Genomic DNA, 9268 nt, shown 5'->3' with positions numbered 1-9268 from the left:
CCCCAACGGCGCCGGCAAGACSACGATGATGGAYATYATCACCGGCAAGACCARGCCSGAYGWSGGSACGGTGATGTTYGGCGGYTCGGTCGAYCTSACCARGCTCGACGAGGCCGCRATCGCCAATCTCGGCATYGGCCGCAAGTTCCAGAAGCCGACSGTSTTCGACTTCCACACCATCGAGGACAACATCCTGCTCGCGCTGAAATCGAAGCGCACGGTCGGCAGGACGCTGTTCTGGAAGACCGAAGAGCCCCAGCAGAAGCGCATCGACGACATCCTCGGCATCGTGAAACTGGCCGACAAGCGCGACCGGCTCGCGGGCTCTCTGTCGCACGGCCAGAAGCAGTGGCTCGAGATCGGCATGCTGCTGGCGCAAGACCCGAAGCTCCTGCTCGTCGACGAACCCGCCGCCGGCATGACCGATGGCGAGACGGCGCAGACGGCGGTGCTGCTCAAAGAGATCGCGCGGGATCATTCGGTGATCGTGGTCGAGCACGACATGGGCTTCATCCGCGAACTCGGCGTGAAGGTCACGGTCCTGCATGAGGGCTCGGTTTTGGCCGAGGGGCCGCTCGATCAGGTCAGCGCCAACGAGCGCGTCGTCGAAGTCTATCTGGGGCGGTGAGATGCTGACCATATCCTCTCTCGCCCTGCCGCTGATCCGCACCGTCATCCTGGACGCAGCGAAGCGGAGATCCGGGATCCATCGTAGGGCTCCAGCACTCTACGATGGATCCCGGATCGGCGCGGCTTCGCCGCTTGCCCGGGATGACGGCGCGTTTTTTCGCAATGCCGTGGCTGGAAACGGACCGCCGTCATGCTGACCGTCGACACCATCGACCTCCATTACGGCGCGGCCCAGGCGCTGCGCCGCGTCTCCGTCACCGCGGAACCGGGCAAGGTCACCTGCGTGATGGGCCGCAACGGCGTCGGCAAGACCTCGCTGATGCGCGCCATCGTCGGCCATCAGCCGATCTCGGCCGGCCATATCCGTTTCGACGGGGAGGACATCTCGACCCTGCGCAGCGAGGATCGCGCGCGGGCCGGCATCGCCTATGTGCCGCAGGGGCGGGAGATCTTCCCGCTGCTGACGGTGAAGGAGAATCTGGAAACCGGCTTTGCGCCGCTGAAGCGCAGGGAGCGCTTCGTCCCGGATGAACTCTTCGACCTGTTCCCCGTGCTSAAGTCCATGCTGGGCCGRCGCGGCGGAGACCTCTCGGGWGGCCARCARCAGCARCTCGCCATMGCGCGRGCGYTGGTCACCCGGCCCAAATTGCTGGTTCTGGACGAGCCGACCGAGGGCATCCAGCCCTCGATCATCAAGGATATCGGCCGYGCCATCGACTATCTSCGCCAGAAGGGCGGCATGGCGATCGTGCTTGTCGAGCAGTATTTCGACTTCGCCCGCGACCTCGCCGACACGATGTTCGTGATGGACCGCGGCGAGGTCGTGCTGTCCGGCCCGATGAACGAGCTCGACGGCAACCAGGTACAACGGCTGATTCAAGTCTGAGGGGCGGACCCGCTGACCAGGAGTCCGCGGGTCCGATGCAGCCTCGGTTCAGGCGGCGAGATCACGCGCCGCGAAGACCTCCTTCGCCGCGAACAGCCCGTTGAGCGCAGCCGGAAACCCGGCATAAACAGCCATCTGGATCAGGACCTCGGTGATCTGCTCTCGCGAGAGGCCGACATTCAGTCCGGCCTCGATATGCACCTTGAGCTGCGGCGCGGCATTCCCCATCGCCGCAAGGGCGGCGATCGTCGCGATCTCGCGCGAGCGCAGGTCGAGACCGGGCCGCGAATAGATGTCGCCGAAGGGAAATTCGAACACATAGTCCGCGAAATCGGGTGCGATGTCGGCGAGCGCCGCGATCACCTTGTGGCCTGCGTCGCCGTCGATCTCAGCGAGCGCGCGCTTGCCGCGTTCTAGCCGGCTGGTTTCGGCGTGAGCGTTGATGTGCGTCATAGTCTTCTATCCTGTTCTCGGCGCCGGCATAGCCGGCGATCTTGGTGTCGAGGACGAGAAGGCAGGCGTTGAGCTCTGCGATGCGGGCGCGGACCTGCTCGCGGTGGCGCTCCAACTGGGCGCGCCGCTCGGGTTGCGTGCCGGCACCCTGTTCCCGCAAGGCGGCGTAGCGCAGCATCTCGCGGATCGGCATGCCCGTGGTCTTGAGCCTGCCCAGGAACTCGATCCAGGTCAGGATCGAGGCATCGTAGTCGCGTTGGCTCGACCGGTCCCGGTCGGCATAGGGCAGGAGGCCGATGCGCTCGTAATAGCGGATCGTATGGGCCGTCAGCCCCGAACGCCGGGCCAGTTCGCCGATCTTCATGCCGCCCTCTTCTCGTGGTGACGCCGTGGAAGCTACGAGTTCGAGCGCGCTCTAAGTCAATGCCGTCGACGCGATTTTTTTGGGGGACCGCGCGATCCCTCAGAACACCAGCAGCGCGTTGTCCACGACCTCCTTCATGACGAAGAAGGTGCGCGTCTGGCGCACGCCCGGCAGCGCGATCAGCCTGTCGGCATGGAGCTTGTTGAAATCGGCCATGTCGCGCACGCGGATCTTCAGGATGTAGTCGAAATCGCCGGCGACGATGTGGCAGTCGAGCACCAGCTTCATCTCGCGGATCGCCTCCTCGAAGGCGCCGAAGCTTTCCGGCGTCGAGCGGTCCAGCACCACCCCGACGAAGGCGAGCGTGCCCATCTCGACCTTCTTCGGCGCGATCTGAGCCCGCACGCCGGTGACGTAACCCTYGGCGAAGAGGCGCTGGATGCGGCGATGGCAGGTCGCGGCGCTGGTGTTCACCCGCTTGGCAATCTCGGCATTGCCCATGCGCCCGTCGCTTTGCAGCAGCCGCAGAATCCTGAGGTCGGTTTTGTCGAGCGTCTGGTCCATGAAAGATTCTTCCGAAATATGGCTCAGTTTCTGATTGCAGGAGTCACAGAATTGCTTATTGCGGCTGAAATGCAATAGAAAGAGGGCTCATTTCGGAAGGACGTTTCGAAGCGATTTTGTTAGCTTTCTCCGGTGTTTAACGGAGCAAGCAAGACCCATGCTGGAGAAATTCGAGCGCTATCCGCTCACCTTCGGGCCGTCGCCGATCGAGAAGCTCTCGCGGCTCTCAGCCCATCTCGGCGGCGCCGTCGAGCTCTACGCCAAGCGCGAGGACTGCAATTCGGGCCTCGCCTTCGGCGGCAACAAGCTGCGCAAGCTCGAATACATCGTACCGGACGCCATCGCCTCCGGCGCCGACACGCTGGTCTCGATCGGCGGCGTGCAGTCGAACCACACCCGCATGGTCGCGGCGACCGCCGCCAAGATCGGCATGAAGTGCCGGTTGGTGCAGGAAAGCTGGGTGCCGCATGACGACGCCGTCTATGACCGGGTCGGCAACATCCTGATGTCGCGCGTGATGGGCGCCCATGTCGAGCTGGTCGATGAGGGCTTCGACATCGGCATCCGCGAAAGCTGGGAGAATGCGCTGGCCGATGTGAAGACCAAGGGCGGCAAGCCTTATGCGATTCCGGCCGGCGCCTCGGTCCACAAATTCGGCGGGCTCGGCTATGTCGGCTTTGCCGAGGAGGTGAGGGCGCAGGAGGCCGAACTCGGCTTCAAGTTCGACTACGTCGTGGTCTGCACTGTCACGGGCTCGACCCATGCCGGCATGGTCGTCGGCTTCGCCAAGGACGGACGCCAGCGCAACGTCATCGGCATCGACGCGTCCTTCACGCCCGCGCAGACGAAGGCGCAGGTCCTCGACATCGCGCAGAAGACCTCGGCGCTCATCGGCGGCAAGGACATCACCGCCGATGACATCATCCTCAACGAGGACTACGCCTACCCCGTCTACGGCGTGCCCTCGCAGGAGACGCTTCAGGCGATCCGCATGTCGGCCCGGCTCGAAGGCATGATGACCGACCCCGTCTATGAGGGGAAATCCATGCAGGGCATGATCGATCTGGTGAAGAAGGGCTTCTTCCCGGCCGGCTCGAAAGTGCTTTACGCCCATCTTGGCGGCGTGCCGGCGATCAACGGCTACAGCTACACCTTCCGCAACGGCTGAGCCGCCATGGCGTGGACGCGCGGGTCCTGATGCGCGAGCCGGTGCGCGCGCCAGGCCCGGTGGAGGCTCTGTTTCCCTGAGCTTTCAATCGTGCAGCTTCAGGCCCTTGACGATCTTGTCGATCTCCTTGCGCTCGGCATGGAGAGCGAGTCCGACGAGATCGAGATCGGCCGTGGCGACCGCCGCCACGGCTTCGCGATTGTCGACATCGTTGCCGGTCGTGAACAGCTCATGCGTGTAGAGATGGGCCCTGACGCCGCGCCCCTGCGCGCGCTGCAGCACCTGCTTCAGCGCCTCGGCACTCGCGGCGAAGATCAGCACGGGCTGGCGGATCAGCGGGCCGTAGAACCGGCCCGAGCCATCCTGATAGGGCTCTCCCGCGAGTTCGGATGAGGCGCCGACGAGCCCTCCGGCGAGGAAGCTCGCGACATTGAGTTTCTGCCAGGTCGCGAGATTCTCGCGCACCACGATGGCGATCTTGGTATCGTAACGCATGGATGCAGCGTTAGCCGAGGCCGGAAAGGCCAGTCTTGAACGATCGTGCAAGCCGGGTGCCGCGGACTGGGTGCGGCTCGGCACCGGCGCTGATGGCATCGAGCGGATCGAGGCCTTCTTCCATGGCTACGCCTATGATCCGCATCGCCACGACACCTATGCCTTCGGGCTGACGCTTTCCGGCGTGCAGTCCTTCGACTATCGCGGCGCCCGGCGCGACAGCCTGAGCGGCCATGCGATCGTCATCCACCCGGACGAGATCCATAACGGCCGCTCCGGTATCGCCGAGGGTTTTCGCTACCGGATGATCTATGTCGAGCCGCGCCTGATCCGCGAGGCGATGGGCGAGGCCGGCCGCAGCCTGCCCTTCATTCCGGCCGCCGTCTCGCAAGATGCTCGGTTGGTAAGTGCCATTACCGGCGCGCTTCGCGATCTCGATGCGCCGCTCGAAGCGCTCGGGCTCGACGATATCGTGGGCCCTCTGGCCGACGCGCTTGCCGCGATCGACCCGTCCGCGACGCGCATGCGCCGGCAGCGGCTCGATCGTCCGGCGCTGGAGCGGGCGCGGGATTATCTCGATGGCCATCTCGAAGCGCCGGTCGCCTCCGAAGAGCTCGAGAGGCTGACCGGGCTCGACCGCTTCACTTTGGCGCGACAGTTCCGGACGACCTTCGGCACGAGCCCCTACAATTACCTCGTCATGCGTCGCCTCGGCCGGGCGCGCGGACTGCTCGCGCTCGGTACGGGTTTTGCGGAGGTCGCGGCCGCCTGCGGCTTCGCCGATCAGAGCCATCTCACCCGCCAGTTCCACAGGGCCTACGGCATCACGCCGGGGCGCTGGCGGAGCCTGCAGCAGCGGGCCGCCGCGGCGCGCTGACCCGACCCCCGCTTGCTCCGCCCGCTGCCGCCATGCTTCAAGCAGGCAAGAGAGCCGGCTTCCCGGCAGGAGTGATCTGACATGCAGCTCGGAGTGATCGGCCTCGGCCGGATGGGTGGCAACATCGTGCGCCGGCTGATGCGCGCCGGCCATGAATGCGTGGTCTATGACCGCGATCCGAAACCGGGGCAGGCCCTTGCTGCGGATGGCGCCACCGTCGCCGCCGACCTCAAGGACATGGTCGCCAAGCTGAAGGCGCCGCGCGCCATCTGGGTGATGCTGCCGGCCGGCAAGATCACCGAGGGCACGCTCGCCGAACTTGCCGGCCTCGTCGGCGCAGGCGACGTGCTGATCGATGGCGGCAACGCCTTCTGGAAGGACGATGTCCGCCGCGGCAAGGAGCTCGCGGCCAAGGGCATCCACTACATGGATGTCGGCACCTCCGGCGGCGTGCACGGGCTGGAGCGCGGCTACTGCCTGATGATCGGCGGCGCCAAGGAGGCCTTCGACCGGCTGGAGCCGATCTTCAAGGTGCTCGCGCCCGGCAAGGGCGAGGTCGAGCCGACCAAGCATCGCGAAGGCCGCAACCCGACCAGCGAGCAGGGCTATCTGCATTGCGGCCCGACCGGCTCGGGCCATTTCGTCAAGATGGTCCATAACGGCATCGAATACGGCATGATGCAGGCCTTCGCGGAGGGCTTCGACCTCCTGCGCAACGCCTCCGCCAAGGAAGGCCTGCCGGCCGAATACGGATTCGACTTCGATGTCGCGGAGATCGCCGAGGTCTGGCGCCGCGGCTCGGTCGTCACCTCCTGGCTGCTCGATCTGACGGCCGAGGCGCTCGCCGCCGATGAGGAACTCTCCGCCTATACCGGCAACGTCTCCGATTCGGGCGAGGGTCGCTGGACCGTCGATGCCGCCGTCGAGACCGCGACGCCCGCGGAGGTGCTGACCTCGGCGCTCTTCGCCCGCTTCCGCTCGCGGGTCGACCACACCTTCGGCGAGAAGATCCTCTCCGCCATGCGCGCCGGCTTCGGCGGCCATGTCGAGCCGAAAAAGCAGGGCTGAGCCGCGTGATTGCAGAAGATAAGGACGGTCGCCCGGCCGTCATCGTCATCATGGGCGTCGCCAGCTCCGGCAAGACCTCGCTCGGCGAGCGGCTGGCGGCGCGCCTCGGCTGGCCGTTCCGCGATGCCGATTCCTTCCACCCGCCCGAGAACGTCGCCAAGATGGCCGGCGGCACCCCGCTGACCGACGAGGATCGCAAGCCCTGGCTSGCKGCSATCGCSGCCTGGATCGACGACCTCAGGGCGACGGGCGCGCACGGCATCGTCACCTGCTCGGCGCTGAAGAAGGCCTATCGCGAGGTCATCATCGGCGATCGGCCGGATGTGAGGCTGGTCTATCTCAGGGGCTCGCGCGAATTGATCGGCCGGCGCATGGCGGCCCGGCAGCACCATTTCATGCCACCGGCGCTGCTCGACAGCCAGTTCGCCACGCTGCAGGAACCGGGCCCCGACGAGAACCCGCTCGTCGTCTCGGTCGAGGACAGCAAGGACGCCATCGTGCAGGATGTGGTGGAGCGGCTGGGGCTGGACGCGGGCTGATCGGATCAGGCGAGACTGCCGTCATGCTCGGGCTTGACCCGAGCATCTCGGAAACCAGTGTCTTCTCGTCCTGAGCTTCTCGGGTCTCCGCTCCGCTTCGCCCGAGAATGACGGAGCAGAAGACCTTAAACCACCTCGAACCAGCTCCATAGCCCGAGATCGAAGCGTTCCAGCACGGTCGAGGAGATCAGCCAGCGGCCGGGGTTGTCGGCGATGAAGGCGATGTGCAGCTTCTTGCCTTCCGGAATCTGCACCGTGTCGAGGAAGTAGTTTTCCCAGCCATCGTCGAGCGGGTGCAGCAGGCGGAAGGCGTGGCCATGCACATGCACGGGCTGGATGAAGGCGGTGCGGTTGTCGATCGCCATCACGACGGGCGTGCCGCGCTTGACGCTGAACAGCGGCTTGCCGTCCTTCGCTCCGATGCCGCCATTGACCAGCCAGGGCCGGGCGAGATCGAGGCCGGTATAGTCAAGCGTCCGCTCCGGCGTCGGCTTGCCGCCGCCCTCGATCACCAGCGTCGGCCGCAGCGCGTCCTGCATCCGGACAGCGGCGGGCAAAGCGGGGTTGAGCTTGAGCGCCGGCACCGCGGCTGGCGGGACCTTCGCCGCGCCATCCGTGACGATCCGCACCAGCGGCAGGCCCGGGCCGATCAGGGCGGTGACGTTGACCGAGGCGCCGGCTTCGATCGGCAGGTCGAGGATGACGTCGTAGCGCGTGCCCGGCGCGAAGGGCAGTTGCGCATGCACCGGCTCGAAGGTTTCGGTCGGCTGGCCGTCCACCGCCACGACGGCAGCCTTCGCGCCGTCGAAACGCAGTCGCATGATGCGGGCGTTGCAGCCATTGGCGAGCCGGAGACGCACGCGCGATCCGGGCAGCAGCTTGACCGGCTGCGGCGGTGGCTTGCCGTTGACGGTGAGCCAGTTTCCGAGCCGGCCGGCGGCAGCCGAGCTCGTTGCCTGCAAGGCAAAGGGCAGGATCGCCTGGTCGTCACCGAGCAGCCAGTCGTTCACGAACACCGGCAGGTCGAGATCGACGGCGGGCGGCTCGCGTTCCTCGACGATGAGGAGCCCGCCCAGGCCGCGTCCCGCCGGCTCGGACGAGCCGCCGATGACCAGCGGGCGATACAGGATGGTGCCCGAATCSGGCGGCGTCAGCCGGTATTCGAWGCTGTCGCCCGGCGCGACCGGCGGCTGGCTGAAGCCGCCGACGCCGTCCTGCGCCGCTGCGCCGCGCAGGCCCTGCCAGTGCAGCGAGAGCGGCGCGGCCGTCTTGTTCTCCAATTTCAGCCGCAGCGTTTCGCCCTGCTTGATTCGCAAGCTCGGCCCCGGCGTCGTGCCGTCGAAGGCCCAGATCTCGGTCTCGGCGGCCGGCGCCGGGCGCAAGCGGAGCTTGGCGGGGCCGGCGACCAGCGTTCTGACCGGGGGCTCCTCCGGCGGCTTTGCGTTGCCGGGCGGTGCCGGGCTCTGGGCGCGGCCGGGCAGGGGGGCGAGCAGGGCGGTGCTGCTCATTCCCGCCAGCCATTGACGGCGGGTCGCGGTGGTCGGGCGGTCTGGCGGCAGGCTCGTCATTCCCTCCGCATAATCCGGCCGGCGGGCACTGGCGAGAGGGCCGGGCGCGAAGCGTGCCGAAAAGTGGCGGCACCGGCATTTTGCAGAACCGTCATTTTTTTGCTGCAACCGCCGCCTGAAATGCGTATAGCACCGCGGCCCAATGATGGCCGCGCTGCGTTTGCTCGCGCGCAGCGCTATCGGGCCGGCGGGCGTGGCGGAATTGGTAGACGCACTGGTTTTAGGTACCAGCGGCGAAAGTCGTGGGGGTTCGAGTCCCTCCGCCCGCACCATCGGCCGAGATCATCGCGTGTCCTTCCGGATGCGGTAACGGTGATCGATGCGACTGTTATCGCATCGGATTTTCCGGAAAGTGGAAGCCACTTTTCGGTCCGATGCCGGAATTTTTCGCGAGCGCGGTGGCGGCCGGAACCGGCGTCGCGCTTTGGACATTGAGACGTAAACGAGCTGTTGGCGGTACAAAAATGAACGTGACCGAAACCCTGTCCCAGGGCCTCAAGCGCGAATTCCAGGTGGTGCTGAACGCCGCCGACCTGAAGACCAGGCTCGACGACAGCCTGCAGGACCTCCAGGGCAAGGCCAAGATCAACGGCTTCCGCCCGGGCAAGGTGCCGGTCGCGCATCTGCGCCGCCTCTATGGCCGCTCGGTCATGTCC

The 9268-nt window shown here is 66.4% G+C and carries 12 protein-coding genes and 1 tRNA gene; 8 read left to right on the top strand and 5 right to left on the bottom strand.

Annotated elements, in window-relative coordinates; all coding sequences use genetic code 11:
- Together urtD and urtE are read left to right on the top strand one after the other, a co-directional pair.
- Window positions 1-628, top strand: a 628-nt coding sequence (urtD, locus tag AB4Y99_RS25495; RefSeq protein ID WP_441525292.1) for an urea ABC transporter ATP-binding protein UrtD, incomplete at its 5' end; no start/stop codon positions are given.
- 192 nt (window positions 629-820) lie between these two features.
- Complete coding sequence (gene urtE / locus AB4Y99_RS25490) at window positions 821-1516, top strand: urea ABC transporter ATP-binding subunit UrtE (RefSeq protein WP_112762359.1); 696 nt, start codon at window positions 821-823, stop codon at window positions 1514-1516.
- Window positions 1517-1564: 48 nt separating this feature from the next.
- Here urtE and AB4Y99_RS25485 read toward each other — a convergent pair whose 3' ends face one another.
- From AB4Y99_RS25485 to AB4Y99_RS25475, 3 genes are all read right to left on the bottom strand, one after another.
- Window positions 1565-1969, bottom strand: a complete 405-nt coding sequence (locus AB4Y99_RS25485) for a carboxymuconolactone decarboxylase family protein (protein ID WP_441525291.1) — start codon at window positions 1967-1969, stop codon at window positions 1565-1567.
- Complete coding sequence (locus AB4Y99_RS25480) at window positions 1905-2333, bottom strand: MerR family transcriptional regulator (protein ID WP_112762065.1); 429 nt, start codon at window positions 2331-2333, stop codon at window positions 1905-1907. The genes AB4Y99_RS25485 and AB4Y99_RS25480 overlap by 65 nt, the downstream gene beginning before the upstream one ends.
- Window positions 2334-2432: 99 nt before the next feature.
- Window positions 2433-2897, bottom strand: a complete 465-nt coding sequence (locus AB4Y99_RS25475) for an Lrp/AsnC family transcriptional regulator (protein WP_441525290.1) — start codon at window positions 2895-2897, stop codon at window positions 2433-2435.
- 157 nt (window positions 2898-3054) lie between these two features.
- Between AB4Y99_RS25475 and AB4Y99_RS25470 the strand changes: the two genes are divergently transcribed.
- A complete protein-coding gene (locus tag AB4Y99_RS25470; protein WP_441525289.1) occupies window positions 3055-4065 on the top strand; it encodes a 1-aminocyclopropane-1-carboxylate deaminase in 1011 nt (336 codons plus the stop codon).
- A gap of 84 nt (window positions 4066-4149) precedes the next feature.
- On the opposite strand, the gene AB4Y99_RS25465 is transcribed toward AB4Y99_RS25470, so the two are convergent.
- Complete coding sequence (locus AB4Y99_RS25465; protein WP_142020794.1) at window positions 4150-4560, bottom strand: DUF2000 family protein; 411 nt, start codon at window positions 4558-4560, stop codon at window positions 4150-4152.
- Between AB4Y99_RS25465 and AB4Y99_RS25460 the strand changes: the two genes are divergently transcribed.
- The 3 genes from AB4Y99_RS25460 to AB4Y99_RS25450 all read left to right on the top strand — a co-directional run bounded on the left by AB4Y99_RS25460 (window position 4559) and on the right by AB4Y99_RS25450 (window position 7044).
- On the top strand, window positions 4559-5437 hold the full coding sequence (locus AB4Y99_RS25460) for an AraC family transcriptional regulator (protein ID WP_441525288.1): 879 nt from the start codon (window positions 4559-4561) through the stop codon (window positions 5435-5437). The two genes, AB4Y99_RS25465 and AB4Y99_RS25460, sit on opposite strands and share 2 nt — an antisense overlap.
- An 81-nt stretch (window positions 5438-5518) precedes the next feature.
- Window positions 5519-6505 (top strand): phosphogluconate dehydrogenase (NAD(+)-dependent, decarboxylating), encoded by a 987-nt coding sequence (gene gnd, locus AB4Y99_RS25455; RefSeq protein ID WP_441525287.1) that lies wholly within the window; start codon window positions 5519-5521, stop codon window positions 6503-6505.
- Between the two features lie 5 nt (window positions 6506-6510).
- Window positions 6511-7044, top strand: a complete 534-nt coding sequence (locus tag AB4Y99_RS25450) for a gluconokinase (RefSeq protein WP_441525286.1) — start codon at window positions 6511-6513, stop codon at window positions 7042-7044.
- Window positions 7045-7169: 125 nt separating this feature from the next.
- Here the strand turns inward: AB4Y99_RS25450 and AB4Y99_RS25445 are convergent, their stop codons facing one another.
- Window positions 7170-8552: a multicopper oxidase family protein gene (locus AB4Y99_RS25445; RefSeq protein WP_441525285.1), complete on the bottom strand. Its 1383-nt coding sequence runs from the start codon at window positions 8550-8552 to the stop codon at window positions 7170-7172.
- A gap of 247 nt (window positions 8553-8799) precedes the next feature.
- Between AB4Y99_RS25445 and AB4Y99_RS25440 the strand changes: the two genes are divergently transcribed.
- Window positions 8800-8884: transfer RNA gene (locus tag AB4Y99_RS25440), tRNA-Leu, on the top strand.
- Between the two features lie 192 nt (window positions 8885-9076).
- A partial coding sequence (locus AB4Y99_RS25435; RefSeq protein ID WP_441525284.1) for a trigger factor family protein occupies window positions 9077-9268 on the top strand: 192 nt, incomplete at its 3' end.

Origin of the sequence: Allobosea sp. TAB14 (genome assembly GCF_052113865.1) — a bacterium.
GTDB classification, from domain to species: Bacteria; Pseudomonadota; Alphaproteobacteria; order Rhizobiales; family Beijerinckiaceae; genus Allobosea; species Allobosea spartocytisi.
Note: the sequence above shows the minus strand (reverse complement) of the source record. Positions and strands in the feature narration are given on the sequence as shown.